Origin of the sequence: Pseudomonas sp. BN414 (assembly GCF_029871275.1) — a bacterium.
In the GTDB taxonomy this organism is placed as follows: domain Bacteria; phylum Pseudomonadota; class Gammaproteobacteria; order Pseudomonadales; family Pseudomonadaceae; genus Metapseudomonas; species Metapseudomonas resinovorans_C.
Genome location: NZ_SSOL01000065.1, coordinates 85,196 through 111,387, shown reverse-complemented (window position 1 = coordinate 111,387; position 26,192 = coordinate 85,196). Strand labels below are relative to the sequence as shown.

Annotated in this window: 29 protein-coding genes, 1 tRNA gene and 1 pseudogene; 22 read left to right on the top strand and 9 right to left on the bottom strand. The window is 62.1% G+C overall.

The features are described from left to right. Positions 1-10 precede the first annotated feature (10 nt). On the bottom strand, positions 11-1,348 hold the full coding sequence (locus tag E8E95_RS13560; RefSeq protein ID WP_280350929.1) for an OprD family porin: 1,338 nt from the start codon (positions 1,346-1,348) through the stop codon (positions 11-13). Between the two features lie 708 nt (positions 1,349-2,056). Here E8E95_RS13560 and E8E95_RS13555 point away from each other — a divergent pair. Both E8E95_RS13555 and E8E95_RS13550 read left to right on the top strand, forming a co-directional pair. Continuing rightward, entirely contained in the window at positions 2,057-2,488 is a 432-nt protein-coding gene (locus E8E95_RS13555) for an HIT domain-containing protein (protein ID WP_280350927.1), read from the top strand. Beyond that, entirely contained in the window at positions 2,485-2,691 is a 207-nt protein-coding gene (locus tag E8E95_RS13550; RefSeq protein ID WP_280350925.1) for a SlyX family protein, read from the top strand. Before E8E95_RS13555 ends, E8E95_RS13550 begins: the two co-directional genes overlap by 4 nt. Positions 2,692-2,738: 47 nt before the next feature. Here E8E95_RS13550 and E8E95_RS13545 read toward each other — a convergent pair whose 3' ends face one another. The 5 genes and pseudogenes from E8E95_RS13545 to E8E95_RS13525 all read right to left on the bottom strand — a co-directional run bounded on the left by E8E95_RS13545 (position 2,739) and on the right by E8E95_RS13525 (position 6,089). After that, positions 2,739-2,963, bottom strand: coding sequence for a cold-shock protein (locus E8E95_RS13545; RefSeq protein WP_162945915.1), 225 nt, complete (start codon positions 2,961-2,963; stop codon positions 2,739-2,741). Positions 2,964-3,020: 57 nt separating this feature from the next. Then, positions 3,021-3,356: pseudogene (locus E8E95_RS13540) on the bottom strand (cold shock domain-containing protein membrane protein); the annotation flags it as partial. A 136-nt stretch (positions 3,357-3,492) separates the two neighbouring features. Beyond that, complete coding sequence (locus tag E8E95_RS13535; RefSeq protein WP_280350923.1) at positions 3,493-4,560, bottom strand: GGDEF domain-containing protein; 1,068 nt, start codon at positions 4,558-4,560, stop codon at positions 3,493-3,495. A 105-nt stretch (positions 4,561-4,665) separates the two neighbouring features. Further along, positions 4,666-5,136, bottom strand: coding sequence for a Dps family protein (locus E8E95_RS13530; protein ID WP_077524023.1), 471 nt, complete (start codon positions 5,134-5,136; stop codon positions 4,666-4,668). 134 nt (positions 5,137-5,270) lie between these two features. After that, positions 5,271-6,089, bottom strand: a complete 819-nt coding sequence (locus tag E8E95_RS13525; RefSeq protein WP_280350921.1) for an SDR family NAD(P)-dependent oxidoreductase — start codon at positions 6,087-6,089, stop codon at positions 5,271-5,273. Between the two features lie 272 nt (positions 6,090-6,361). Here E8E95_RS13525 and aspS point away from each other — a divergent pair, with 272 nt between their 5' ends. From aspS to nadA, 16 genes are all read left to right on the top strand, one after another. Continuing rightward, the gene (aspS, locus tag E8E95_RS13520) at positions 6,362-8,137 is read left to right on the top strand and encodes an aspartate--tRNA ligase (RefSeq protein ID WP_280350919.1); all 1,776 of its coding nucleotides are present in this window, start codon (positions 6,362-6,364) and stop codon (positions 8,135-8,137) included. Between the two features lie 61 nt (positions 8,138-8,198). Further along, positions 8,199-8,948, top strand: a complete 750-nt coding sequence (locus E8E95_RS13515; protein WP_280350917.1) for a YebC/PmpR family DNA-binding transcriptional regulator — start codon at positions 8,199-8,201, stop codon at positions 8,946-8,948. A 278-nt stretch (positions 8,949-9,226) separates the two neighbouring features. Continuing rightward, on the top strand, positions 9,227-9,751 hold the full coding sequence (gene ruvC, locus E8E95_RS13510) for a crossover junction endodeoxyribonuclease RuvC (RefSeq protein WP_179060210.1): 525 nt from the start codon (positions 9,227-9,229) through the stop codon (positions 9,749-9,751). 21 nt (positions 9,752-9,772) lie between these two features. Further along, positions 9,773-10,378, top strand: a complete 606-nt coding sequence (gene ruvA / locus E8E95_RS13505) for a Holliday junction branch migration protein RuvA (RefSeq protein ID WP_077524019.1) — start codon at positions 9,773-9,775, stop codon at positions 10,376-10,378. 6 nt (positions 10,379-10,384) lie between these two features. Then, a complete protein-coding gene (gene ruvB, locus E8E95_RS13500) occupies positions 10,385-11,437 on the top strand; it encodes a Holliday junction branch migration DNA helicase RuvB (RefSeq protein WP_280350913.1) in 1,053 nt (350 codons plus the stop codon). Positions 11,438-11,528: 91 nt separating this feature from the next. Then, complete coding sequence (gene ybgC / locus E8E95_RS13495; protein ID WP_280350911.1) at positions 11,529-11,975, top strand: tol-pal system-associated acyl-CoA thioesterase; 447 nt, start codon at positions 11,529-11,531, stop codon at positions 11,973-11,975. 2 nt (positions 11,976-11,977) lie between these two features. After that, entirely contained in the window at positions 11,978-12,673 is a 696-nt protein-coding gene (gene tolQ, locus E8E95_RS13490; protein ID WP_077524016.1) for a protein TolQ, read from the top strand. A 34-nt stretch (positions 12,674-12,707) separates the two neighbouring features. Beyond that, positions 12,708-13,166, top strand: a complete 459-nt coding sequence (gene tolR / locus E8E95_RS13485; RefSeq protein ID WP_077524015.1) for a protein TolR — start codon at positions 12,708-12,710, stop codon at positions 13,164-13,166. Continuing rightward, positions 13,166-14,206, top strand: a complete 1,041-nt coding sequence (tolA, locus tag E8E95_RS13480) for a cell envelope integrity protein TolA (RefSeq protein ID WP_077524014.1) — start codon at positions 13,166-13,168, stop codon at positions 14,204-14,206. The genes tolR and tolA overlap by 1 nt, the downstream gene beginning before the upstream one ends. Continuing rightward, on the top strand, positions 14,203-15,507 hold the full coding sequence (tolB, locus tag E8E95_RS13475) for a Tol-Pal system beta propeller repeat protein TolB (protein WP_280350908.1): 1,305 nt from the start codon (positions 14,203-14,205) through the stop codon (positions 15,505-15,507). Before tolA ends, tolB begins: the two co-directional genes overlap by 4 nt. Positions 15,508-15,566: 59 nt before the next feature. Beyond that, entirely contained in the window at positions 15,567-16,064 is a 498-nt protein-coding gene (gene pal / locus E8E95_RS13470; protein ID WP_028627602.1) for a peptidoglycan-associated lipoprotein Pal, read from the top strand. Positions 16,065-16,070: 6 nt separating this feature from the next. Next, complete coding sequence (ybgF, locus tag E8E95_RS13465; protein WP_280350907.1) at positions 16,071-16,895, top strand: tol-pal system protein YbgF; 825 nt, start codon at positions 16,071-16,073, stop codon at positions 16,893-16,895. Positions 16,896-17,020: 125 nt separating this feature from the next. Next, positions 17,021-17,668 carry a 7-carboxy-7-deazaguanine synthase QueE gene (gene queE / locus E8E95_RS13460; protein WP_280350905.1) on the top strand — a complete coding sequence of 216 codons (648 nt, stop codon included), beginning with the start codon at positions 17,021-17,023 and terminating at the stop codon, positions 17,666-17,668. A 70-nt stretch (positions 17,669-17,738) separates the two neighbouring features. Continuing rightward, the gene (gene queC / locus E8E95_RS13455; RefSeq protein WP_280350903.1) at positions 17,739-18,413 is read left to right on the top strand and encodes a 7-cyano-7-deazaguanine synthase QueC; all 675 of its coding nucleotides are present in this window, start codon (positions 17,739-17,741) and stop codon (positions 18,411-18,413) included. Between the two features lie 58 nt (positions 18,414-18,471). Beyond that, positions 18,472-18,547: transfer RNA gene (locus tag E8E95_RS13450), tRNA-Lys, on the top strand. A 214-nt stretch (positions 18,548-18,761) separates the two neighbouring features. Then, positions 18,762-19,820, top strand: coding sequence for a quinolinate synthase NadA (nadA, locus tag E8E95_RS13445; RefSeq protein ID WP_280350901.1), 1,059 nt, complete (start codon positions 18,762-18,764; stop codon positions 19,818-19,820). A 72-nt stretch (positions 19,821-19,892) separates the two neighbouring features. On the opposite strand, the gene E8E95_RS13440 is transcribed toward nadA, so the two are convergent. Further along, positions 19,893-21,326 carry a M48 family metalloprotease gene (locus E8E95_RS13440; protein ID WP_280350899.1) on the bottom strand — a complete coding sequence of 478 codons (1,434 nt, stop codon included), beginning with the start codon at positions 21,324-21,326 and terminating at the stop codon, positions 19,893-19,895. Between the two features lie 156 nt (positions 21,327-21,482). Between E8E95_RS13440 and E8E95_RS13435 the strand changes: the two genes are divergently transcribed. After that, positions 21,483-21,734: a sulfurtransferase TusA family protein gene (locus tag E8E95_RS13435; RefSeq protein WP_280350898.1), complete on the top strand. Its 252-nt coding sequence runs from the start codon at positions 21,483-21,485 to the stop codon at positions 21,732-21,734. 37 nt (positions 21,735-21,771) lie between these two features. Then, complete coding sequence (locus tag E8E95_RS13430) at positions 21,772-22,842, top strand: AI-2E family transporter (RefSeq protein ID WP_280350896.1); 1,071 nt, start codon at positions 21,772-21,774, stop codon at positions 22,840-22,842. Between the two features lie 81 nt (positions 22,843-22,923). Here E8E95_RS13430 and E8E95_RS13425 read toward each other — a convergent pair whose 3' ends face one another. Both E8E95_RS13425 and E8E95_RS13420 read right to left on the bottom strand, forming a co-directional pair. Next, positions 22,924-23,397, bottom strand: a complete 474-nt coding sequence (locus E8E95_RS13425; RefSeq protein WP_280350894.1) for a peroxiredoxin — start codon at positions 23,395-23,397, stop codon at positions 22,924-22,926. 13 nt (positions 23,398-23,410) lie between these two features. Next, positions 23,411-23,968, bottom strand: a complete 558-nt coding sequence (locus tag E8E95_RS13420) for a glycine cleavage system protein R (protein WP_077524005.1) — start codon at positions 23,966-23,968, stop codon at positions 23,411-23,413. Positions 23,969-24,146: 178 nt separating this feature from the next. Here E8E95_RS13420 and dapA point away from each other — a divergent pair, with 178 nt between their 5' ends. Continuing rightward, positions 24,147-25,025, top strand: coding sequence for a 4-hydroxy-tetrahydrodipicolinate synthase (gene dapA / locus E8E95_RS13415; protein ID WP_280350891.1), 879 nt, complete (start codon positions 24,147-24,149; stop codon positions 25,023-25,025). Positions 25,026-25,043: 18 nt separating this feature from the next. Next, positions 25,044-26,162, top strand: coding sequence for an outer membrane protein assembly factor BamC (gene bamC / locus E8E95_RS13410; protein WP_280350890.1), 1,119 nt, complete (start codon positions 25,044-25,046; stop codon positions 26,160-26,162). Positions 26,163-26,192 lie beyond the last annotated feature (30 nt).

Below are 26,192 nucleotides of genomic sequence, written 5' to 3'. Positions count from 1 at the left end.
GCAGAGGATATTACAGGATATCCAGCGGGTACTCGGTGATTACGCGGATTTCGTCGTTCGCGGTACCGCCAGCGGAGCCGAAGAAGGCCATGTCGCTGTTGGCACGCCAGCTGGCGTGACGGATGCGGATGGACAGGTCTTTGGCAGCGCCTTCCTGAACCACGTACTTGGCTTCGATGTCGCGTTCCCATTCCTTGCCGTCTTCGCCGATTGCACCAGCGAAGGCGCCGTTCGGGTCAGCCTTGGTGCCGTCAACGTCATCACCGGTGATGTAGCGAGCCATGAAGCTCAGGCCGGGGATGCCGAACTCAGCCATGTTCAGGTCGTAGCGAGCCTGGATGGACTTCTCGTTCGGGCCGTTGAAGTCGGAGTACTGGACCGAGTTGGCCAGGAAGATGGAGTCGCCGGAGTTCTGGCCGTCCATCGAGATGTAGTCGAAGGGCTCGTCGCCGTTCACTTTCTGGTAGGCCAGGGTGAATTTGTGAGCGCCGATGGAGTAGGCGGCGGCAGCGGACCAGGCGGTGGTATCCAGGTCGCCAGCGATGGCGTCGCCCTTGTCGGTGGTGCGGTAGACGTTGAAGTCCAGGTTCAGGGCCTGAGTGTCAGTGAACGGAATGTTCCAGTTCAGGTTGCCGTAGTACTGGCGCCAGATGTCTTCCAGCTCGGCACCGTACAGGCTGGCGCTGACGTTGTCGGTGAAGGAGTAGGAGCCGCCTACGTAGTCGGCGCTGTTGCTGGCCAGACCGGTGTAGGTAGTGGTGATTTCACCGTGACGGTTGGTGGAGGCGCTGCCGTCGCGAATGGAGGTGAAGTGGCCGGCGTCGATGTTCAGGCCTTCCAGTTCGCTGCTGGTCAGCTGGAAGCCTTCAGCGGAGCCCGGGAACAGGCGAGCGGTACCGGTGGCGAATACCGGAGCGGTCGGGAACAGGTTGCCGTACTTCAGCTGGGTGTTGGAGATCTGGGCTTTAACGGAGCCGCCAGCGTAGGAGTAGTCATCCTGGGAACGGCCGTCGGAGCCAGTCGGCAGCAGGCCGGTGCCATTGGTGCCGTTGCCGCTGTCCAGTTTCAGACCCAGCATGCCGTGGGCGTCAACACCGAAGCCAACGGTACCTTGAGTGAAGCCGGACTCGTACATGGCGCTGATGCCATGGGCCCATTCTTTACGGTAGTTCTGGCTGGTGTTGGGGTTGTTACGGAAGTCGCGGTAGAAGAAGAAGTTCTTGTTCAGAAGAGTCAGGTTGCTGTCTTCTACGAAGCCCTTGGACTCTTCCTGGGCGCTGGCAAAAGCCAACTGCATGCTACCGGCGGTCACGGCCAGAGCCAGTGCGCTCCACTTCATCACTTGCATTGTGATTGCTCCTTTGGTTTTGAAGATTCTCGCCGCTTTCTTTATTGATTGAAGGCGGTTCTTTCTTTTTGTGTCGGCGCTAACTTATAGCACGGCGACAATATTGGCGATAGTTGAAACCGGGTCCTTACGATTTCTTCACAGTGCTGTCGCAAATCGAAAAGACCTGTGTCGCATATCTATAGGTTCGTTCTTGCATCCCTTCATCCCCTATGTATCCGGGGCACTTTGCGAGCGGGCGCCCGTGGCGTAGTTCCCGGCCTCGCGTGTGACCTGGCACCTCACAAGCAACAAACGTGCACAAAACGTAGATGGTGGAGAGAAAAATCCCTTCGCCCAGCTGGTGCGCTCGTTCCAGCTCCGCTAACCCCTGATCCTTATGTGATCGCTACCAAAAGGACGTGCCCTTAAATGAAGCATTCTGCATGGTGGGTGGCTCTTGACAGGCAGTTGTGCGCTGGGCTGAAGAGTGCGTGCTCCTTGTTTTCAGTGGTTGGGCGTAACCGGGGTGTGGCGAGAAGTAACGCAAATGCAGGTTGTGAGCACTTATGGTGCGTGTGGTGACGCCCCCTTCCTTTATATAGGCAGGAAGGTAGGGTGAGTTCCGCTCGGCGTGAGCCTTGGCTATGCTGCGCGGCCGCGTTTCGGTCGCTGACCGGGGCGTGGTGTTAATCTCGAACTTCCTACAGTCGAACAGGAGAGGCCAGTATGTTCGCCCTGGACCCAAGACTTCAGCAGGACACCCTGCCCATCGGTGATTTTCCCCTGTGCCGGCTGCTGTTGATGAATGATGCACAGTACCCCTGGTTCATCCTCGTGCCGCGACGCGAAGAAGTCAGCGAGCTGTTCCAGCTCGGTGTCGACGAGCAACGGCAGCTCTGGCAGGAAACCACCTTCCTGGCGGAAACCCTCAAGGACACCTTCGGCGCTGACAAGATGAATGTGGCGACCCTGGGCAATGTGGTCAGCCAGCTGCACATGCATGTGATCGTGCGTCGTCGTGAAGATGCTGCCTGGCCTGCGCCAGTCTGGGGGCGTCAGCCGGCCGTGGCCTACTCGGCCGAGCAGGTAGCGGCCATTCGCGCCAAGCTTCGTTTGGTCCTGGCGGATGATTTCCAGTTCGTGGGGAGTGAGTCATGACGCTTGAAATGCGCATCGCTGACCTGGAGAGCCGACTCGCTTTCCAGGATGACACCATCCAGACGCTGAACGATGTTCTGGTTGAGCAGCAGCGACTGGTGGATCGCTTGCAACTACAGGTAGCGGCACTGGCCAAACGCCAGGAAGAGCTGCTCAGTCAGTACGGCCCAGGTGAAGATGAGGCGCCGCCGCCGCATTACTGATCAGCCAATAAAAAGCCCGCCAATTGGCGGGCTTTTTCATTTCTGCTTCAGCGTCTGCTGGGAAGCGCGGCAATCACGTCTTCGGCCTGCAGGCCCTTGTCCCGCTGGATGACCGAGAACTCCACGCGTTGACCCTCGATCAGGACGCGGTGGCCTTCACCGCGAATGGCGCGGAAGTGGACGAAGATGTCATCGCCGGAATCCCGGGAGATGAAACCGAAGCCCTTGGAAGTGTTGAACCACTTCACTGTTCCGGTTTCACGATTGGACATGTCCTGGGGCAGTAGCGGTGCCTGGGTGACTTTGCGCAGGTTGATGCAGAGGTGCAGTGCAACGGCGACGATCACAGCCAGGAGGCTGATGAGAATTGCGGGTTGCTCGCCGATTACCGGGAGGGGCGCCAGGAGAATCAGGGTTTGCAGGACGACCGCCAATACCAGAAGGGCGGAAACCAGGCTTTGCAGCTGGTTACGCAGGCCTTTTGCCCAGGCCGGAACCACCGGAGCCAGCAGAAGGTTGAGCAGGCCGCAGAAGGCCAGGTAGAGAGCCTCGGGTTGTTGCAGGTAGGGCAGGGCTTCGGCGCGCAGACTGGGAATGAAGGACAGCAGCAAAGCGGCAGCGCCCGTCAACAGATGGACGATTTTCAGGATGTTCAATGGATTCACCTTGGAAACGGAATCTCTAACGGAAGAGCCGGGCCATGCGGGATGAAAAAGGCATGGGCATCGGCCTATGCCGCAGGTCTCTGGATCGACGCGCGGCACCGGCTGTATTTAACAGCAAAGGAGAGGGCTACTCAAATCAAGCGGTTAGCGCTGCTTCAGACGCTGGCGGATGCACTTGATTACGGCCATTGCGTTTGGCCTGGTAGAGGGCGTCGTCAGCTCGGGTGATGAGACTCTCCAGGGTATCGCCCGGTTCCGCCAGGGCCAGGCCGAAGCTGGCGGTAATAGTGTCGAGCACCTGGTCCGTGCGACGGACTTTCACGCGCAGCGCCTGCATCTTGCTGCGCAATTGTTCTGCGAAGGTGCGCGCAGCATCCAGTCCCTTGCAGTCGCGCAGTACGACGCAGAATTCTTCGCCGCCGTAACGGCCCGCCATGGCGCGCGGCGGCAATAGTTCCCGAAGCAATTGGCCCACGTGCTGGAGCACACGATCTCCCAGTGGGTGGCCGAACTGGTCGTTGAACTGCTTGAAGTGGTCGATATCCAGCATGACCAGCGCCAGGCCTTCCTGGTCACTTTTCAGTGACTGCTCCAGCAGGCGGGTGAATGCCTGGCGATTGAATACCTGGGTCAGGCCATCCAGGGTGGCGGCCAGCTGGGCGCGTTCCAGTTGATTGCGCAGTTGCTGGATTTCCGCCTGGGCGGCTTGCAGGCGATAGAGGAACTGTTCCTGCTGTTCCTGCATCAACTGGGTGCTTTCCTGAAGATGGTTCAGGACGCTGGGCAGGTCATCGATTATGGGTTCGTGCAACGCAGCCAGGCCTGCTGCCAGGCTGTTCTGATAGGCGTGGCTGCCGCTGACACTGCGGCTGACATCGCCCTCGATATCGTCGACCAGATCGATGACCTGTTGCTGTCCCTGCCGGGCCTCTTCGAGTTCGCCACGAATGATGTATTCGCGAAACAGCTTGAGGGCCGATTCCGGCGGGAAGACGTCGAAGTCCTTGGTGATCTTGTCCAGGCGGCGATTGAGGTCCGGCTGCACACCCTTGCTGTAGGTGTACCAGAGCGCGTAGTGCATCGGATTCGGCGGAATCGCATGGCGCACCATGTGCGGTACCGCCTGCTTCAGCAGGTCAGCCGCCTCACGGGTTTCTTCGGGGAAAAGCTCAAGCAGCGACGGCGATTTCGGAGGCTGGCTCATGCACTTCACTGTGGGGAGATGTCGAATTGCCAGAGCATAGAGCAGGCGGGCTTTCGCGCATAGCGAAAGGCCCGGTTTCCCGGGCCTTTTTGATCTGCCTGGAGGTCAGGCGGCGAGCAGGCTGCGGAGCATCCACGCAGTCTTTTCGTGAACTTGCATGCGCTGGGTCAGCAGGTCGGCGGTCGGCTCGTCGCTGACCTTGTCCAACAGCGGGAAGATGCCGCGGGCGGTGCGTACCACCGCTTCCTGGCCCTGCACGAGCTGCTTGATCATGTCCTCGGCAGACGGCACGCCTTCCTCTTCCTTGATGGAGGAGAGTCGTGCGTAAGCAGCGTAGGTGCCGGGAGCCGGGAAGCCCAGGGCGCGAATTCGTTCGGCTACGGCGTCCACAGCCAGTGCCAGCTCGTTGTACTGGCCTTCGAACATGAGGTGCAGGGTGTTGAACATCGGCCCTGTCACGTTCCAGTGGAAGTTGTGGGTCTTGAGATAGAGGGTGTAGGTGTCGGCGAGCAGGCGGGACAGGCCCTCGGCGATGGCTGCGCGATCCTGTTCGGCGATTCCGATGTTGATTTCCATGCCAGTTCTCCTCTCGGTAGCTTGCGGCCCGGACCGGGCACGTGGTCGGCAAAGCCTAGCACGGGGCGGTCATGGGGCAGTCTTGTCTTCTATCAATGAAAGCCATGCTCAGAAATCATTGGTCTGCGCAGGGTTCACGCCTTCTTCAACAACTTGGCCAGCAGGCGGGGGTAGCTGGCGGGCATGAGGCGCTGGATATGGTCGAGCAGGCGAGCATCGGCGCCGATCAGGATACGGGGCTGGCCGGTCCGTATGCCCTTGATGATCTGTTGCGCAGCCTGTTCCGCCGAGGTACGTGCCAGTTTGTCGAAGCGGGCTGCCGCCTTCGAAGCATCTGTCTTGCCGTCGATGCCCTGGTAGAAGCGCGCCGAGCGGGCGATGTTCGTGCGAATACCGCCGGGATGCACGCAGCTCACCTTGATGGCCGTGCCGCAAAGCTCCTGGCGCAGTGCCTCGGTAAAGCCTCTCACTGCGAACTTGCTGGCGTTGTAGGCGCCCTGGGTGGGCATGCTGACGATGCCGAAGATGCTCGACACGTTGACGATGTGGCCCTCGCCCCGGGCCAGCAGATGGGGAAGAAAGGCCTTGGTGCCGTGGACGACGCCCCAGAAGTTGATGCCCATCAGCCATTCGAAGTCGTCGTAGCGAAGTTCTGCGATGGTTTGCGAAACGGCGACGCCGGCATTGTTGATCACCAGGTGCGCCTGACCGTGTTGGGTCAGGACGCTATCGGCGAAGGCATGCACGGCTTCCCGGTTGGAGACATCCAGGCTATGGGTTGAGAGCTGAAGGCCGTCTCGACGCAGGGTCGAGGCCGTGGCCTCCAGGCCATCGGCATCGACATCGGCAAGTGCAAGGTGGCAACCCAGTGCGGCAAGCTCGCTGGCCAGTGCGCGGCCGATGCCGGAACCCGCGCCCGTGATGACTGCAACTTTTCCAGCAAGCGACTGCATCTTCACTCCTTCCTTGTGTGCTTCGCGTCCGTCCGTCGGGCGAGTGCTGGCGAGCTTAGACACTGCCCAGTGGCCCAGCAAGGGAACCCGCTCCCGATCAGGGCTCGCGGGGTGGCGGGGAGGGCGGCTGCACGGTAGCAATTTACGCTATATAATCCCGCTCTTTGCCGCGAACCCCGGCCTGTCCGGCAGGGGGTTGCACCTCCGCCGGATGCTCCGACGCCCTTTGGCGGACGGACGAATTCACGACTCAAGAGAAGCGAAACACGACCATGATGCGCAGCCACTATTGCGGCCAACTGAACGAGAGCCTGGACGGCCAGGAAATCACCCTCTGCGGTTGGGTACACCGCCGCCGCGACCACGGCGGGGTCATTTTCCTCGATATCCGTGACCGCGAAGGCCTGGCCCAGGTGGTATTCGACCCGGATCGCGAAGAAACCTTCGCCCGCGCCGACCGCGTCCGCAGCGAGTTCGTGGTCAAGATCACCGGCAAGGTCCGCCTGCGTCCGGAAGGCGCGCGTAACTCCAACATGGCGTCGGGTGCCATCGAAGTGCTGGGCTACGAGCTGGAAGTGCTGAACCAGGCCGAGACCCCGCCGTTCCCGCTGGACGAATACTCCGACGTCGGCGAGGAAACCCGCCTGCGCTACCGCTTCATCGACCTGCGTCGTCCGGAAATGGCCGCCAAGCTGAAGCTGCGTGCGCGCATCACCAGCAGCATCCGTCGCTACCTGGACGAGAACGGCTTCCTCGACGTGGAAACCCCGATCCTGGGTCGCCCGACTCCGGAAGGCGCCCGCGACTACCTGGTGCCGAGCCGCACCTACCCGGGCCACTTCTTCGCCCTGCCGCAGTCGCCGCAGCTGTTCAAGCAACTGCTGATGGTGGCCGGCTTCGACCGCTACTACCAGATCGCCAAGTGCTTCCGCGACGAAGACCTGCGTGCCGACCGCCAGCCGGAATTCACCCAGATCGACATCGAAACCAGCTTCCTGGACGAGAGCGACATCATCGGCATTACCGAGAAGATGGTGCGCCAGCTGTTCAAGGAAGTGCTGGATGTCGAGTTCGACGAATTCCCGCATATGCCGTTCGAAGAGGCCATGCGCCGTTACGGCTCCGACAAGCCCGACCTGCGTATCCCGCTGGAACTGGTTGACGTTGCCGACCAACTGAAAGGCGTGGAATTCAAAGTCTTCTCCGGTCCGGCCAACGATCCGAAAGGCCGCGTCGCCGCCCTGCGCGTGCCGGGCGCCGCTTCCATGCCGCGCAGCCAGATCGACGACTACACGAAGTTCGTCGGTATCTACGGTGCCAAGGGCCTGGCCTACATCAAGGTCAACGAGCGCGCCAAGGGCGTTGAGGGCCTGCAGTCGCCCATCGTCAAATTCATCCCCGAAGAGAACCTCAATGTGATCCTCGACCGCGTCGGCGCGGTTGATGGCGACATCGTGTTCTTTGGCGCCGACAAGGCAAAGATCGTCTGCGACGCGCTGGGCGCCCTGCGTATCAAGGTTGGCCATGATCTCAAGCTGCTCACCAAGGAGTGGGCGCCGATGTGGGTCGTGGACTTCCCGATGTTCGAAGAGAACGACGACGGCAGCCTGACTTCGCTGCACCACCCGTTCACCTCGCCTAAGTGCAGCCCGGCGGAGCTGGAGGCCAACCCGGCCGACGCCCTGTCCCGTGCCTATGACATGGTGCTGAACGGCACCGAACTGGGCGGCGGTTCCATCCGTATCCACGACAAGTCCATGCAGCAGGCGGTGTTCCGCGTGCTCGGCATCGACGATGCGGAGCAGGAAGAGAAGTTCGGCTTCCTCCTCGATGCGCTCAAGTACGGTGCGCCGCCGCACGGTGGTCTGGCCTTCGGCCTGGACCGTCTGGTGATGCTGATGACCGGCGCAGCGTCGATCCGCGAAGTGATCGCCTTCCCGAAAACCCAGAGCGCCGGCGACGTCATGACCCAGGCGCCGGGCACCGTGGATGCCAAGGCCCTGCGCGAGCTGAACATCCGTCTGCGCGAGCAGGCCAAGGCCGAGTAATCAGAACCAACCCGAGGCGGCGCCAGACGGCGCCGTCCGTTCAGAAAGTACGGAGTGAGTTATGGCTGGTCATTCCAAATGGGCCAACATCAAGCACCGCAAAGAACGTCAGGACGCCAAGCGCGGCAAGATTTTCACCAAGCTCATTCGTGAGCTGACTGTCGCCGCCAAGCATGGCGGTGGCAACCCGGCGGACAACCCGCGTTTGCGTCTGGCCGTAGACAAGGCGCTGACTGCGAACATGACCCGCGACACCATTGATCGTGCGATTGCGCGCGGCGCTGGCTCGAACGAAGCCGACAACATGGTCGAGCTGAGCTACGAAGGTTATGCGCCGAGTGGCGTGGCCATCATCATCGAAGCCATGACCGACAACCGCAACCGCACCGCGGCCGAAGTGCGTCATGCCTTCAGCAAGTGCGGCGGTAACCTGGGCACCGACGGTTCGGTCGCCTACATGTTCGACCGCAAGGGCCAGATCAGCTTCGCGCCCGGCGTGAACGAAGACGCCCTGATGGAAGCGGCCCTGGAAGCGGGCGCCGATGACGTCGTGGCTGAAGAAGACGGGTCCGTCGAGGTCTACACCACGTTCGCCGACTTCCTTTCGGTGAACGAAGCGCTGACCGCCGCCGGCTTCAAGGGCGACGAGGCGGAAGTGGCGATGATCCCGTCGATCGCCGCCCCCATCTCCGACCTGGAGACTGCGCAGAAGGTCTTGAAGTTGATCGACATGCTGGAAGACCTGGACGACGTCCAGAACGTCTACCACAACGCTGAGATCCCGGACGAGATCATGGAGCAGCTCGGCTGAGAACCTGATCACGATCAGCTGCGCGTCGGCCCTGCGGCGTTAAGAACAGGCTCGGAATGCTCATTTACAGCTCGTAAACTCCGCTTCCTCTCCTGTTTTTGCCTTGCATGGCTCTAGCTCGCAAGATCGTGACCAGGTTCGAGTGCTGCGTGATCCGGAAGCCGGAAGTCGCCCCGCGCGCTTCCGGCTTTTTTGTTGGCGGGCCACTCCGTATACTCGCGGCTGGATAAATAGACAGTGTGCCGGCCTTGGGTCGGCTCCGTGGAGCTTGCGGCGGCATGACCCTGATTCTTGGTATCGACCCCGGTTCGCGTATCACCGGTTACGGTGTGGTTCGCGATACAGGGCGCGGCTGCGAATACGTTGCCTCGGGCTGCATCCGTACCGGCGCTGGCGTGTTGCACGAGCGCCTGCAGATCGTCTTTCGCGGCGTGAGCGAGGTCATCCGCTCCTACGAGCCGGTGACCATGGGCATCGAGCAGGTGTTCATGGCGCGTAACGCCGATTCCGCACTCAAGCTCGGCCAGGCTCGTGGTGCGGCCATAGTCGCTGCCGCCGAGGCTGGACTGGAAATCGCCGAGTACACCGCCAGCCAGGTCAAGCAGGCTATCGCCGGAACCGGCGGCGCCGACAAGCAGCAGGTACAGATGATGGTCATGCATCTGCTCAAGCTGGTGCAGAAGCCGCAGATCGACGCATCCGATGCCCTGGCCATCGCCCTGTGCCATGCACACCACCGACAAAGCCTGATTCCCCATGGCCTGGCTACCGCCAAACGGCGGGGCGGTCGTCTTCGTCTGTAATCAATTCAAAGGACGCAATTCGTGATTGGACGCTTGCGCGGCAACCTGGCGGAGAAACAACCGCCGCATCTGATCCTCGACGTCAACGGCGTGGGTTACGAGCTGGAAGTCCCAATGACCACCCTCTATCGCCTGCCTTCGGTGGGCGAGCCGGTGACGCTGCACACTCATCTGGTCGTGCGCGAAGACGCTCACCTGCTCTATGGTTTCTTCGAGAAACGCGAGCGAGAGCTGTTTCGTGAGCTGATCCGCTTGAACGGCGTCGGCCCGAAGCTGGCCCTGGCGCTGATGTCTGGCCTGGAGGTGGATGAGCTGGTGCGCTGTGTACAGGCCCAGGACACCTCCACGCTGGTGAAGATTCCTGGCGTGGGCAAGAAAACCGCCGAGCGCCTGCTGGTGGAGCTCAAGGACCGCTTCAAGGCTTGGGAAACCATGCCGGCCATCGCTACCCTGGTGGTCGAACCCCGGGTTGGCGTGGCAGTCTCCAGCGCGGAGAATGATGCGCTCGCCGCGCTTATCGCCCTGGGATTCAAGCCTCAAGAGGCCAGTCGAGCGGTGTCCGCGATCAAGGAAGAAGGACTGTCCAGCGAAGAAATGATCCGCCGCGCCCTGAAAGGAATGGTGTAAGTCCGAATGATCGAAGCCGACCGCCTCATCACCGCCAGCAGCCGCGATCGCGACGAGCAGCTGGATCGTGCGATTCGCCCGCTGAAGCTTGCCGACTACATCGGTCAGCCGGTCGTGCGTGAGCAGATGGAGCTCTTCATCCAGGCTGCAAAGGGGCGGAGCGAGGCCCTCGACCATACCCTGATCTTCGGCCCGCCTGGCCTTGGCAAGACTACCCTGGCGAACATCATCGCCAGCGAGATGGGCGTTGCCATCAAGAGTACGTCCGGCCCCGTGCTGGAGCGGCCGGGCGATCTGGCAGCGCTGCTGACCAACCTGGAGGCGGGCGACGTGCTCTTCGTGGACGAGATCCATCGCCTCTCGCCCATTGTGGAAGAAGTGCTTTATCCCGCGATGGAAGATTTCCAGCTGGACATCATGATCGGCGAAGGCCCAGCGGCCCGTTCGATCAAGCTGGATCTGCCGCCGTTCACGCTGGTCGGCGCCACCACGCGGGCCGGCATGCTGACCAACCCGCTGCGCGATCGCTTCGGTATCGTCCAGCGACTGGAGTTCTACAACACCCAGGACCTGGCCACCATCGTTGCGCGTTCCGCCGGCATCCTTGGTCTGCATATCGAGCCGGAGGGTGCGTTCGAGATCGCGCGTCGTGCGCGAGGCACCCCGCGTATCGCCAACCGGCTGCTGCGCCGAGTGCGTGATTTCGCTGAAGTGCGTGGTCAGGGCGAGATCACCTGCGTCATCGCCGACAAGGCTCTGAACCTGCTGGACGTCGACGAGCGTGGCTTCGACCACCAGGACCGGCGTCTACTGCTGACCATGATCGACAAATTCGATGGCGGACCGGTCGGGATCGACAACCTGGCGGCAGCCATCAGCGAAGAACGCCACACGATCGAGGACGTTCTCGAGCCCTACCTGATCCAGCAGGGCTACATCATGCGCACGCCGAGGGGGAGGGTGGTGACCCGTCACGCCTACTTACACTTCGGCCTGAACCTGCCCAAACGCATGGCGGACAATCCGACCGCCGATCTTTTCGGCTCGGGTGACGAATAGGCGCTTTTGTGGTCGAAGCGCTCGGCAAAGGGTAGCCATGAAAAAACAGTTGCCTGGCCGGATTGGCAACCTTAGGAGTAAGCACTAGAGTATGCGCGCGCAAAATGGGGCCCAGCCGTTTCAGCATCGTTGTCGTGTGTATTACGAAGACACCGACGCCGGCGGCATCGTCTACTACGTCAATTACCTCAAGTTCATGGAGCGGGCTCGAACCGAGCGTCTGCGCAGTCTGGGCTTTGCCCAGTCCGAGCTGGCCGGGGAGAACCTGCTGTTCGTCGTTCATTCGGCCGAAGCGCGCTATTTGGCGCCCGCGAAGCTGGACGACGTACTGGACGTCAGTGCCGAGGTCATGGAGTTGAACCGTGCCAGCCTGCGTTTTCGTCAACAGGTCAGGCGAGCCACCGATAACGCATTGCTATGCGAAGGGCAGTTCCTGATTGCCTGTGTACGTGCCGACAGTTTGAAACCCCGGGCGATCCCCGAAGCGCTGCGTGAAGCCTTCGCCGCCGACCCGGGTCTATTCCCAGCAGGAGATTAAGCGTGGAAGCCAACGTCGTCGACCATACCTCCATGTGGAGCCTGATCAGCAACGCCAGTATCGTGGTGCAGCTGGTCATGCTGATCCTGGTGGCCGCATCGGTCACCTCCTGGATCATGATTTTCCAGCGCAGCAACATGCTGCGCGCCGCCAAGAAGTCGCTGGAAACCTTCGAAGAGCGTTTCTGGTCGGGTATCGACCTGTCCAAGCTGTACCGCCAGGCCGGCAGCAACCCGGACCCGGACTGCGGCGTCGAGCAGATCTTCCGCGCCGGCTTCAAGGAATTCTCCCGTCTGCGCCAGCAAGCCGGTGTGGACCCGGACGCCGTGATGGAAGGTGTGGCCCGCGCCATGCGCGTCGCCATTTCCCGTGAGGAAGAGAAGCTCGAGCAGAGCCTGCCATTCCTCGCCACCGTGGGTTCCACCAGTCCGTACATCGGCCTGTTCGGTACCGTGTGGGGCATCATGAACTCCTTCCGCGGCCTGGCCCAGGTGCAGCAGGCGACCCTGGCAACCGTGGCGCCCGGTATTGCCGAGGCCCTGATCGCCACCGCGATCGGCCTGTTCGCCGCGATCCCGGCGGTCATCGCCTACAACCGCTTCTCCGCTCGTGGCGAGACCCTGATCGGTCGCTACTACACCTTCGCCGACGAGTTCCAGGCCATCCTGCACCGCAAAGTGCACACCAGCGACGAGTAAGTCGCCGGGCCCCTGAGAGGAAAGGTTTCAAGCCATGGCCAGAATCCGCCAAAAACGCAAACCGGTCGCCGAGATGAACGTCGTGCCTTACATCGACGTCATGCTCGTGCTGCTGGTGATCTTCATGGTCACCGCGCCCATGCTCAACCAGGGCGTCAAGGTCGACCTGCCGAAGGTTTCCAGCGAGGCCCTGCCGCAGGACAACAATGCCCGCGTCCTGACCATCTCGATCAAGGCCGACAAGTCCTACTACTGGAACATGGGTGAAGAAGTAGAGACCGACCAGACCCGCAAGAGCGAGACCTCGGTCTCCCTGGATGCATTGGTCCAGGCAGCCTCCGGCATCATGGCCGAGAACAGCCGCCAGGGTAAGACGGTCCAGGTCTTCGTCCGTGGTGACAAGACGGTCGACTACGGCGCCGTGATGGCGGTGATGGGCGGCCTGCAGAAGGCCGGCGTGGCCAACGTCGGGCTGATCACCGAGGCGCCCTGATGCAGCAGCAGAGCGAACGCTCCTCCTCGGAAAGTTACTTCTGGCCGACCGTCTGGGCCGTGTCTCTGCACGTCCTGATGTTCGGCATGTTGTTCGTCAGCTTCGCCTTCACCCCGGAACTGCCACCGTCCCGACCGATCGTGCAGGCCACCCTGTACCAGCTCAAATCCCAGAGCCAGGCCACTACTCAGACCAACCAGAAAATCGCTGGTGAGAAGAAGCAGACCACTGCTCCTCAGTATGAGACCGAGCAACTGGAGCAGAAGAAGGCCGAGGAACAGAAGGTAGCGGCTGCGGCCAAGGCATCGGAACAAAAGAAAGCCGAGGAAGCTCGAAAGGCCGAGCAGGCGGAGAAGAAGGCCGAGGAAGCCAAGCAGGCAGCCGAAGCCAAGAAAGCCGAAGACGCGAAGAAGGTCGAAGAGAAGAAACAGGCTGATTTCGCCAAGAAGAAAGCCGAAGAGGAAGCCAAGAAGCAGGCGGCCGAAGAGACGAAGAAGAAAGCCGCTGAGGAGGCCAAGAAAAAGGCCGCTGAAGAGGCGAAGAAGAAGGCGACTGCTGAAGCTGCGAAGAAGAAAGCTGCCGAGGATGCCAAGAAAAAGGCCGCCGCCGATGCCGCGAAGAAAAAAGCGGCTGAGCAAGCGAAGCGCAAGGCCGCCGAGGACAAGAAAGCCGCCGCCCTGGCTGAACTCCTATCCGAGGATGTGGGCCACCAGCAGGCGCTGGCCGACGAAGTCGGTGACCAGGTCGCGGGCAGTCTCGACGACCTGATCATCAAGCTGGTCAGCGAGCAGTGGCGTCGCCCGCCATCGGCACGTAACGGCATGAGCGTAGAGGTAATGATCGAGATGCTGCCGGACGGCACCATCACCAACGCCAGTGTCACCCGCTCCAGCGGTGATGCGCCCTTCGACAGCTCGGCCGTGAGTGCCGTGCGCAGCGTGGGGCGTATCCCAGAGATGCAACAACTGGATCGCGCTACCTTTGACCAGATGTACAGGCAGCGCCGCATCATCTTCAAACCGGAGGATTTAGGTCTGTGAATACCCTCATTCGTATCGTCCTGCTCGGAGTGGCCATGCTGGTCGGCTCCGTCCAGGCCGCCGACCCGCTGGTCATCACCAGCGGTACCGACCGGGCGACCCCGATCGCCGTGGTGCCCTTTGGCTGGCAGGGCGGCACCGTGCTGCCCACCGACATCTCCGAAGTGGTCGGCAATGACCTGCGCAATTCCGGCTACTTCGAGCCGATCCCGCGGCAGAACATGATCAGCCTGCCGACCCAGGCCAGCGAAGTGATCTTCCGCGACTGGAAAGCCCTGGGCGCCCAGTACGTGCTGGTCGGTAGCGTCGTTCCGTCCGGTGGCCGTCTGCAGGTGCAGTTCGCGCTGTTCAACGTCACGACCGAACAACAGGTCATGGCTGGCAATGTCAGCGGCTCGACCGACCAGCTGCGCGACATGGCGCATTACATCGCCGACCAGTCGTTCGAGAAGCTCACCGGCATCAAGGGTGCGTTCTCCTCCCGCATGCTCTACGTGACCGCCGAACGTTTCTCGGTGAACAACACCCGCTACACCCTGCAGCGCTCCGACTACGACGGTCAGCGCGCGGTAACCCTGCTGCAGTCCCGCGAGCCCATCCTGTCGCCGCGCTATGCACCGGATGGCCGCCGCATCGCCTACGTGTCCTTCGAGCAACGCCGTCCGCGTATCTTCATCCAGCACATCGATACCGGCCGCCGCGAACAGATCACCAACTTCGAAGGCCTGAACGGTGCGCCGGCCTGGTCGCCGGAAGGCAATCGCCTGGCATTCGTGCTGTCCCGTGATGGCAACCCGGAGATCTACGTGATGGACCTGGGCAGCCGCCAGATTCGTCGCGTGACCAACAATATGGCCATCGACACCGAGCCGTTCTGGGGTGCTGATGGCCAGACCATCTATTTCACCTCGGATCGCGCCGGCAAGCCGCAGATCTACAAGGCCAACATCAACGGCGGCGAGCCGCAGCGCGTGACCTTCGTGGGCAACTACAACGCCAACCCGAAGCTCTCGGCTGACGAGAAGATGCTGGTGATGATCCATCGTCAGGATGGCTTCACCAACTTCAAGGTGGCTGCACAGGATCTGACCCGCTCGGGCAGCGCTCCGCGCATCCTTTCAGGCACCACCCTGGACGACTCGCCCACTGTTGCGCCTAATGGCACCATGCTAATCTACGCAACTCGCCAGCAGGGGGGCGGCGTGCTGATGCTCGTGTCTACAAACGGGCGCGTACGAGTCCCGATTCCCACAGTTCAGGGCGACATTCGCGAACCTTCCTGGTCGCCGTACCTGAACTGAAGCGGTCTTTAAAAAAATACCTTTGCTAAACACACCTGGGGTTCATTAGGAGTTACATGATGGAAATGCTGAAATTCGGCAAGTTTGCCGCTCTCGCTCTGGCCATGGCCGTAGCTGTTGGTTGCTCGTCCAAAGGCGGCGAAGGCACCGGTGAAGGCGCTGTTGACCCGAACGCGGGCTACAACGCCGGTGGCAGCGGTGTAGACGGCAGCATGAGCGAAGAAGCCGCTCTGCGCGCTATCACCACCTTCTACTTCGAGTACGACAGCTCCGACCTGAAGCCGGAAGCCATGCGCGCTCTGGACGTACACGCCAAGGACCTGAAAGCCAACGGCAACCGCGTTGTCCTGGAAGGCCACACCGACGAGCGCGGTACCCGCGAGTACAACATGGCTCTGGGCGAGCGTCGTGCCAAGGCCGTTCAGCGCTACCTGGTTCTGCAGGGCGTTTCCCCGGCTCAGGCTGAACTGGTTTCCTACGGCGAAGAGCGTCCGGTTGCCACTGGCAACGACGAGCAGTCCTGGGCGCAAAACCGCCGCGTAGAACTGCGTAAGTAATTCGCGATGCGCAAGTCCAGTCGTGCTCTGACCATCCTGGCCCTCTCCAGCCTGCCGTTTGTGGCGCTGGCTGAGGTTCCCGTTGTGGATAACGACGCCGGTTACGGCGGCAGTTACCCTCCGGCCGGTTACGGCACGACTGGTGCCGCCTACGCAGGAACGGGGGCTCCCGCAGCTCCCGTCTCCGCGCAGGGCGAGCTGTTCATGCAGCTGCAGCAGATGCAGGAAGAGATCGCTCGCCTGCGTGGCATGCTTGAAGAGCAGCAGTACGAAATCCAGCGCCTGAAACAGGAAAGCCTGGAGCGATACCAGGACCTGGATCGCCGTCTTTCCGGTGGCGCCGCAGCCGGTGCACCGGCAGCCCCGAATTCCCCTGCCGCTGGCGCCCCCGCTGCCAACGGCGCTCCCGCCGCTCCCGCGCAGCAACCGGCTGCCAGCAGCGAGCCGGGTGACCCCGCGAAGGAAAAGCTCTACTACGACGCTGCCTTCGACCTGATCAAGGCAAAGGATTTCGACAAGGCCAGCCAGGCCTTCACCGCATTCCTGCGCAAGTATCCGAACAGCCAGTACGCCGGCAATGCGCAGTACTGGTTGGGCGAGGTGAACCTCGCGAAGGGCGATCTGCAAGGTGCCAGCCAGGCTTTCGCCCGAGTGGGCCAGGCCTATCCGCAGCACCCGAAAGTGCCGGACTCCATGTACAAGCTGGCGGATGTCGAGCAGCGCCTTGGCAATACCGACAAGGCCAAGAGCATTCTTCAGCAAGTCATCAGCCAGTTCCCAGGCAGCTCGGCCGCCCAGTTGGCCCAGCGCGATCTCCAGCGCCTGCCCTGAGGCCTAAACTCCGAATCACGAAAACCCGCGCCAGTCGCGGGTTTTTTCGTTAGAATCCCCGCCCCCAACCTTCATTCCCGCAACGGAGGCGGATGGCCTGTTTCGCCGTCACGCCCGTGGCTGATATGCATCAAACCCTGCGAATTACCGAGATTTTCTACTCGTTGCAGGGGGAAACACGTACCGCCGGCCTGCCGACGGTTTTCGTGCGCCTGACCGGCTGCCCCCTGCGTTGTCAGTACTGTGACACCGCCTATGCCTTCAGTGGCGGTGAGCTCATGACGCTCGACACCATCCTCGAGCGCGTCGCCGCCTACAAGCCGCGCTATATCTGCGTCACCGGCGGTGAGCCGCTGGCCCAGCCGAACTGCATCCCGCTGCTGCAACGCCTGTGCGATGCCGGCTACGAGGTGTCGATCGAGACCAGTGGTGCGCTCGATGTGTCCGCTGTGGACCTGCGAGTGAGCAAAGTCGTCGATCTCAAGACTCCAGGCTCGGCGGAAGTCGGCCGCAACCGCTACGAAAACATTGCCCACCTCACGGCCAATGACCAGGTGAAGTTCGTCATCTGCTCCCGCGAGGACTATGACTGGGCGGTGTCCAAGCTGATCGAGTATCGCCTGGAGCAGCGGGCCGGCGAGGTGCTGTTCTCTCCTAGCTACAAGGAGGTCAGTGCGCGCGACCTGGCGGACTGGATCGTCGCCGACAACCTGCCCGTGCGCCTGCAACTGCAGTTGCACAAAATTCTCTGGAACGACGAACCGGGTCACTGATCCGGCTCGATTGCGCACCATGCCTCCCCGTGACTTGCGCGCGGGGCAGGCCGATTTCGAGAGGTATCCCATGAGCGAGAAGAAAGCGGTCATCCTGCTGTCCGGCGGTCTGGATTCGGCCACCGTAGTCGCGCTGGCCCGTGCCGAAGGCTATGCCTGCTACACCATGAGTTTCGACTACGGCCAGCGGCATCGCGCCGAGCTGAACGCCGCCGAGCGTGTGGCCCGCCAACTGGGTGTGGTGGAGCACAAGGTGATCGGCCTCAACCTGGACGGCATTGGCGGCTCGGCCCTGACCGACACCTCCATAGATGTGCCTGAAAGCCCGACCGAAGGCATTCCAGTGACCTATGTGCCGGCGCGGAACACCGTATTCCTGTCCCTGGCCCTGGGTTGGGCCGAGGTGCTCGGGGCGCGGGATATCTTCATCGGCGTCAACGCGGTGGACTATTCTGGCTACCCGGATTGCCGCCCCGAGTTCGTCGAGGCGTTCCAGCGTATGGCCAACCTGGCCACCAAGGCGGGCGTGGAAGGGGATGGTTTCCGTATCCAGGCGCCGTTGCAGAACCTGAGCAAGGCCGAGATCGTCCAGGCAGGCCTGAGTCATGGCGTCGACTATGGGCTTACCGTGTCTTGCTATCAGGCTGACGATGACGGCCGCGCTTGCGGCAAGTGCGACAGCTGCCGGCTGCGTGCGGCAGGCTTCAGTGCTGCCGGAGTAAAGGATCCGACCCGCTATCAGTAATTTTTTTTACGAGGGGTGTTGAATTCCTGAATAAAATCAGTATCATGCGCCTCGCGTTGGGTCGTTAGCTCAGTCGGTAGAGCAGTTGGCTTTTAACCAATTGGTCGTAGGTTCGAATCCTACACGACCCACCAACTTCCAAAAGCCCGCCTTTCAAGGCGGGCTTTTTCGTTCCCGGGCCTTGAGTCGCTCGTGGAATGCCCCGGGCGTACCTGATGGATGGCGCTTGCCAGCCCTGTCCCAGCGCCGCCAAATCTGCGTTATCATCCGCCCCCCCCCTGAAGCCCCTGGCTACAGAGGCGGATGTATAATCGTCTTCGCGCCGTTGCGCTCGCAGGTCCCGCTCCCATGACACAGCTTTCCGAACGCTTTCTGGTCCAGGCCCATCTTGCCGCCAAGCAGCCCAAACCGCTGACGGCCGAGGAGGAGGCGCACTACCGTGCCGCCATCGCTGCTGAGCTGAAGGCCCGTGACGCGGTTCTGGTCGCGCACTATTACTGCGACTCGGTCATCCAGGCGCTGGCAGAGGAAACCGGTGGCTGCGTCTCCGATTCCCTGGAGATGGCCCGCTTCGGCAACCAGCACCCGGCAAAGACCGTGGTCGTTGCCGGTGTGCGCTTCATGGGCGAGACCGCGAAGATCCTTAATCCGGAAAAACGCGTTCTGATGCCCACCCTGGAAGCGACCTGCTCCCTGGACCTGGGTTGCCCCGTCGATGAGTTCTCGGCGTTCTGCGATCAGCATCCGGAGCGCACCGTGGTTGTCTATGCGAACACCTCCGCAGCCGTGAAGGCCCGTGCCGACTGGGTCGTGACCTCCAGTTGCGCACTGGAAATCGTCGAGAGCCTGATGGACAACGGCGAAACGATCATCTGGGCGCCGGATCAGCACCTGGGCCGATATATCCAGCGTGAAACCGGGGCCGACATGCTGCTCTGGGACGGTGCCTGCATCGTCCACGAAGAGTTCAAGGCCAAGCAGCTGCAGGATATGAAGGCCCTGTATCCCGATGCGGCGGTGCTGGTGCACCCGGAATCTCCCGAGGCGGTGATCGAGCTGGCCGACGCGGTCGGATCCACCAGCCAACTGATCAAGGCGGCGCAGACGCTGCCGAACAAGATGTTCATCGTTGCCACTGATCGCGGCATCTTCTACAAGATGCAGCAGTTGTGCCCCGACAAGCAGTTCGTCGAGGCCCCGACCGCCGGCAATGGTGCCGCCTGCCGCAGTTGCGCCCACTGCCCGTGGATGGCCATGAACACCCTGGAACGCACCCTGCAGTGCCTGCGCGAAGGCACGAACGAAATCTTCGTCGATCCGGCGCTGATTCCGAAGGCGATCAAGCCGCTGAAGCGCATGCTGGACTTCACCCAGGCCGCGCGCATGAAGCAGGCCGGTAACGCCTGATTCCGTCCCATGAAAAAGCCCGGACTTGTCCGGGCTTTTTTGTGTCTGGGCCAATCGAGGGAGCAGCCTCGATCAACGCATCATCTGTTTGAGCATCCTCTGCTGATCGGCCATTTCCTGTTGGCGGGCATCGATGCGCGCAGCGAGGGGGAAGTTGCCGCCGGCACGACGTTTGGCGAAGTCCAGCTGCTCGATGGCCTGGTCGTAGTCGCCCACCAGAGCGAAGTACTCGGCACGGGCCTGGTGCAAGCCGATAGTGTTGCCGGCCAGTCCGCGTACCTCCGCCACCTGGTACCACACGTCCGGATCGTTCGGGCGGCTCTTCAGCAGTCCGTCGAGTACTTTCTCCGCGTCCTTCGCCTTGTTCTGCTTGATCAGCAGGTCACTGCGCATCTGTTTCAGTGGGTAGTTGTTGGGGTACTGGGCGAGCAGGCGGTCGACGCGTTGCTGGGCATCGGGCAGGCGATTGGCGGTGATGTCAAGGTCCACCTGCGCCAGGTTGTAGACGATCTCGTTGGGCGCCTTGGCCAGGAGCGGTGCCAGGTTGTCACGCGCCTGGTTGAGCTGGCCGCCCTTGATCTGAGCAATCGCCAGTCCATAGCGGGCGGCGTCCAGCTTCGGATCTTCCTCGAGCTGGGCGCGGAAGCGCTTGGCGGCGATGCCTGGGGTCTCCTCGAACATGAGCTGCACACGGGCGCGCATCAGCTGGTAGCGCAGGCTGTTCTCAACGCCACCTGGCGGCAGCTGTTCAGCGCGGTTGCGGGTATCGGCGATACGGTTTTCGGTCACCGGGTGAGTCAGGAGGAATTCCGGCGGCTTGGCGTCATAGCGGTACTGGCGCATCAGGCGCTCGAACATGCGCGGCATCGCGCGAGGGTCGTAGCCGGCCTTTTCCAGATTGAGCAGGCCGATGCGGTCGGCCTCCTGTTCGTTCTGCCGGGAGAAGCGGCGCTGTTCCTGGATGGCCGCGGCCTGGGTGCCCATGATTGCCGCCATGCCCGCATCGCCGGCGCCGGCTGCGGCTGCGACGATACCTGCAAGCATCGCTGCCATCACCGGAATCTGCATGCGCTGCTGGGCTTCTACGCCACGCGCGAAGTGGCGTTGCGACAAGTGCGCCAATTCGTGGGCCAGTACCGAGGCGTACTCGGCTTCGGTAGGCGCATAGATGAAGAGGCCGCCGTTGACGCCGATGATCCCGCCCGGAGCCGCGAAGGCGTTCAATTGCGGGCTGTTGAGCAGGACGAACTCCAGGCGGCGATCCTGCAATTGGCTGGTTTCGGCCAGTCGATAGACGCTGGACTCCACGTAGTCCTTCAATTGCGGGTCATTGAGTTGCGGCACCTGGCCGCGGAGCAGGCTCAGCCAGGCGCGACCCAGTTGATGTTCCTGTTCCGGGGATACGATGGAAGAGCTGGAATCCCCCAGCGATGGCAGATCATCGGCGATGAGCGGTGGAGCGAGAAAACAGGCAAGCGTCAGCAGAGTGGGGCGCAGAAGATTCATGCACTGGGCTCGTTGGCGGCAAAGGCCTAACTGTAGCCTCCAGCGCGGCTGGCTGGCCAGCGGCGCTCTGCCTTCGGTATCCTAACCGCCCGCTCAAGTATTTCCGCCCCGCGACCTTCCCGAACGACCCGCCAGGCGCCTTCCCGGAGACTCACCATGACTGACACCTCCAGTCGAACCGACGATTTCGACGTCGAGCTGGATGCCAGCGGCCTGAACTGCCCCTTGCCCCTGCTCAAGGCCAAGCTCGAGCTCAATCGCCTTGCCAGTGGCGCAGTGCTCAAGGTGATCGCTACCGACGCCGGGTCCCAGCGTGATTTCCGTGCGTTCGCGCAGTTGGCCGGGCACCAGTTGCTGCGCGAAGAGGTCGAAGACGGCGTCTTCCGCTACTGGTTGCGCAAGGCCTGACCCTGGCCCGCTCCGGCGGGCCATTCAAGGAATTCTGATGCTCAAGGTGCTTCGCGACTGGGTCCAGCGCTACTTCTCTGACGAAGAAGCCGTTGTGCTGGCTGTGGTCCTCGTTCTCGGCTTCACCGTCGTCCTTACCCTCGGCAACATGCTGGCGCCCGTCCTGGCGGGAATGGTCCTGGCTTTTCTCATGCAGGGCCTGGTCAACCTGCTGGAGCGCCTGCGACTGCCACAGTCCCTGGCGGTCTGGATCGTCTTCGCCCTGTTCATCGGTGCACTGGCCCTGATTATCGGTGTCCTGGTGCCGTTGCTCTGGCAACAGCTGAGCAAGCTGTTCCAGGAACTGCCCGGGATGCTTGGCGAATGGCAGTCGTTGCTGCTGCTCCTGCCCGAGCGCTATCCCCATCTGGTGACCGATGAGCAGGTACTCAAGGCCATCGAGGTCACCCGCAGCGAAGTTGCCAAGTTCGGCCAGTGGGCGCTGACCTTCTCCCTGTCCAGCCTGCCGTTACTGGTCAACATCATGATCTACCTGGTCCTGGTGCCGATCCTGGTGTTCTTCTTCCTCAAGGATCGGGTGCTGATTGGGCGTTGGATCAGCGGTTATCTGCCCAGCGAACGCGGCTTGATGACCCAGGTCTGGGACGAAGTGAACATCCAGATCGCCAACTACATCCGCGGCAAGGTGATCGAAATCGTCATCTGTGGTGCGGTGACCTACGTGGCGTTCGTCTGGCTCGGCCTGAACTATGCGGCGCTGCTGGCCCTGCTGGTAGGGCTCTCGGTGGTCGTGCCTTACATCGGTGCCGTGGTGGTGACCGTGCCGGTCGCCGTGATCGCGCTGTTCCAGTGGGGCTGGAGCGACCAGTTCATCTACCTGATGGTGGTCTACACCGTGATCCAGACCCTGGACGGCAACGTGCTCGTGCCGCTGCTGTTCTCCGAAGCGGTGAACCTGCATCCGGTGGCGATCATCTGCGCCGTGCTCCTGTTCGGTGGGCTCTGGGGCTTCTGGGGTGTGTTCTTCGCCATTCCTCTGGCAACCCTGTTCAAGGCCGTGCTGGATGCCTGGCCTCGGGCTGGCCCTGGAAATGCCGTGGTGCAGTGAGGATGAGTCCGGACAGCGCATTTCTAGATCGGGATAAATGAAAAAAGGCCGCGATTGCGGCCTTTTTTCATTGGGGCGGGATTAGCCCTTGTTCAATGCCTGGGCGGCGGCGAGCACGGCGTCGACGTGGCCGGGTACCTTTACGCCGCGCCATTCCTGGCGCAGTACCCCGTTCTTGTCGATAAGGAAGGTGCTGCGGTCAACGCCCATGTATTCCTTGCCGTAGAGCTTCTTCAGCTTGATCACGTCGAAGAGCTGGCAGAGCGATTCATCCTTGTCGGAGATGAGCTCGAAGGGGAACTCCTGTTTGCACTTGAAGTTCTCGTGGGACTTCATGCCGTCGCGGGAGACACCGAAGATGGCGGTGTTCGCAGCCAGGAAGGCGGCATGCTGGTCACGAAAACCCTGGCCTTCGGTGGTGCAGCCGGGGGTGCTGTCCTTCGGATAGAAATAGAGCACTACCTGCTTGCCCTTGAGCGAGGACAGGCTGACCTCCAGGCCACTCGTGGCCTGGGCGGTGAAATCGGCGACGGATTGATTCAGGGAAACGGCCATGTCTGCTTGCTCCTCAGGGGTGTTGCGGGCGCCAGGGTTCGATCAGGGCGTCGAGGTTCAGGGCGTCGGCGAAGTCCAGGAACTGGTCGCGCAGCCAGCTGATCTGGGTGCCGGCGGGCAGGGTGACGGTGATCGTGGCGTTGAGCATGGTGCCGCCGGTCTGAGGCGCCTGATAGGTATCACAGGTGAGGTTCTCCAGCTCGACGCGGTGATCGATGAAGAACTGGCACAGCTCGTTGAGGATGTCCGGGCGATAGGCGGCGCTGATATAGGCCACGTAGGGTAGCGCCTGCGGGCGTGTTTCCATGGCGCTGCTGCGGGTTACGTTGGCGGTGAAGCCGTGGCGCTTGGACAGTGCGGCCATTCCCGCCTCCAGGCGCGCGAGACCGTCCCAGCTGCCGGAAACCTGCAGCACCAGGGCGCTGAATTCGCCGTGGCGGGTCAAGCGGCTGCTGACCACGGCGCAACGGTTTTCCTGGCTGGCGCGGCACAGCACGTTGGTCAGCTCCATCGGGTTGCGGCCGAGGGCACTGATCAAAAGGAATTGTTCGCGGGGCGGGGTGGTGGACATGCAGCATTCCTAGAGCGAGGGGAGGGCGGCCGGAGCCACACTGTTCAAACGGGGAAGGTTAGCGAAAAGCGTCGCCGAGGGAAATGCTGTAACCGCCTGACGGCGCTTGCGTTCACCTTGTGCAAGGCCAGAGCCGACAGTACCATTACGGCTCTCTTTTTCCGGCAGGAGCGGTTGCATGATTGCGGGCAGTATGGTGGCACTGGTTACGCCCATGGATGCGCAGGGTCAATTGGACTGGGACAGCCTCTCCAAACTCGTCGACTTCCATCTTCAAGAGGGCACCAACGCCATAGTTGCCGTCGGCACCACGGGCGAGTCCGCCACGCTTGACGTCAACGAGCACGTCGAAGTGATCCGCCGCGTCGTCGATCAGGTCAATGGCCGCATCCCGGTCATCGCCGGCACCGGTGGCAATTCCACCCGTGAGTCGGTCGAGCTGACCGCCGCTGCCAAGCAGGTCGGCGCCGATGCCTGCCTGCTGGTGACCCCGTACTACAACAAGCCGACCCAGGAAGGCCTGTACCAGCACTTCCGCCACATCGCCGAAGCCGTCGCCATCCCGCAGATCCTCTACAACGTACCGGGCCGCACCGTCTGCGACATGCTCCCGGAAACCGTTGAGCGCCTGTCGAAGATCAGCAACATCATCGGTATCAAGGAAGCCACTGGCGACCTGCAGCGCGGCCAGGAAGTACTGAATCGCGTCAGCAAGGATTTCCTCGTCTACTCCGGTGACGACGCCACTGCCGTCGAACTGATGCTGATGGGCGGCAAGGGCAATATCTCGGTTACCGCCAACGTTGCCCCGCGCGCCATGGCCGACCTCTGCGCTGCCGCCATGCGTGGCGATGCCGAAGTCGCTCGCGCCATCAACGACAAGCTGATGCCGCTGCACAAGGCACTGTTCATCGAATCCAACCCGATTCCGGTGAAGTTCGCCCTGCACGAAATGGGCCTGATGCCCGACGGCATTCGCCTGCCGTTGACCTGGCTCAGCCCGCGTTGCCACGAGCCTCTGCGCCAAGCCATGCGCCAGTCCGGCGTACTTGCCTAATCCAAGGAAACATTCCGCATGAAGCGACTGGCCGGACTCTCCGCTCTCGCCCTGATCATTTCCAGCACCAGCGGTTGCGGCTGGCTCTGGGGCAAAGATGGCTATTTCCGTGATCGCGGCAGCGATTACCTGGAATCTCGCCAGACGGCTCCCATGCAGCTTCCGCCGGACGTTGATGCCAAGCCGCTCGACCCGCTGCTGCCGGTACCGATGAACGTTGCCGACACCCGCGCTGAAGGTGAGTACGAAGTACCCCGTCCGCAGGCCCTGCAGGGCAAGGGTGAAGTCAGCGACTACAGCCTGCAGAAGAGCGGCGACTCCCGTTGGGTGGTTGCCCAGCGTGTCCCGGCTGAGGTCTGGCCTGTGGCCCGCCAGTTCTTCGAGAACGGTGGTTTCCGCATTGCCGACGAGCGTCCGCAGACCGGCGAGTTCAGCACCGACTGGCAGCGTCTCGACCAGCTTTCCGGTTCCCTGGCCCGTCGCCTGGGTAGCCGCGTGAGCGGCGTCGAGCCGGACAGCGAAGTCCGTGCTCGCGTACGTATCGAGCCAGGCGTGCAGCGCAACACCAGCGAAATCTTCGTGACCACTGTCAGCCGTCCGGCTGGCAGCACCGCCGATACTGGCTGGCCGAGCCGTTCCGACAACGCGAGCCTGGAAGCCGCTCTGCTGGACGAAATGCTTGCCAGCATGGCCCGCAGCTCCGAGCAGGGCGGGTCCGTGTCGTTGCTCGCCGCCCGCGACTTCGACGCGCCGAGCCGTGTGACCCTTTCCGAAGACGGCAACGGCAACCCCATGCTCAGCCTCGGCGCCGACTTCGACCGTTCCTGGTCCAGCGTCGGTCGCGCCCTGGAAACCGGTGATGTCCGCGTCGACGACATCAACCGCAGTCTGGGTGTGTACTACATCAACCTCGCCGAAGGCGCCGAGAAGAAAGACGAGAAACCCGGCTTCTTCAGCAGCCTCTGGGGCAGCGACTCCAGTGCAGAAGAAATCGAAGCCCGTGCCGAACGCTACCAGGTCCGCCTGACCCGCGTTGGCGATACCGTTCAGGTGACCGTGGAGAAGGACATCAACACCGTGGCCCCCGCCGATGTGGCGCGCCGCGTGTTGACCCTGATCCAGGAAAACCTCGGCTAAGAGCAAGAGGTACGCCGCCCGGCGGCGGAT